The sequence below is a fragment of the Pseudoalteromonas luteoviolacea genome, from assembly GCF_018100925.1.
Taxonomy (GTDB): Bacteria; Pseudomonadota; Gammaproteobacteria; order Enterobacterales; family Alteromonadaceae; genus Pseudoalteromonas; species Pseudoalteromonas obscura.
In genome coordinates this window covers 1-457 of record NZ_JAGJEH010000065.1, presented here as the reverse complement: position 1 = coordinate 457, position 457 = coordinate 1, and the positions used below count along the sequence as shown (strand labels likewise).

1 protein-coding gene is annotated in these 457 nt (G+C 42.0%); it reads left to right on the top strand.

What is annotated here, in order from left to right; translation table 11 throughout:
• A partial coding sequence (locus J8M00_RS28075) for a hypothetical protein (RefSeq protein ID WP_211013654.1) occupies window positions 1–457 on the top strand: 457 nt, incomplete at both ends.

The window sequence follows — 457 nt, the reverse complement described above, 5'->3', positions numbered from 1 at the left end:
TAGTTTTGCAGGTTATGGTAATGGTGACTGGGCAGCACTCGATGCCCGCCTATCTTACTGTGGTTTCAGTGTTAGTAATAGGGTTGCTATCCAAGGTATTAAAAACAGTGATACCGCATTTACACATCAAGCATCGCTGTCTTTCAATTCAGGGGCCAACGCTGCAGCATACGCAGCAAAAAATCACACTATTGGGATATTCAGCAATAAAAGCAGTGTTTTCTCGAGCAGTGGAGAGTCTTATCTGTTGGTATGCGGCACCGTAAATCGATTGAATAAAGGGGCATATCACCCAAGCTTTAACGCTGTAGGAACTGCACAATTTTGGAATAAAGATAATACAGTGAATGGTTCGGCTAAGTGGTTTAGCGCTCACTCAAAGAGTGTCTCAAATACGGCTCAATGCTTTGATTTTGGTGACTTTGGTTCTAGTTCCTATACGAATATTGATTTTGGA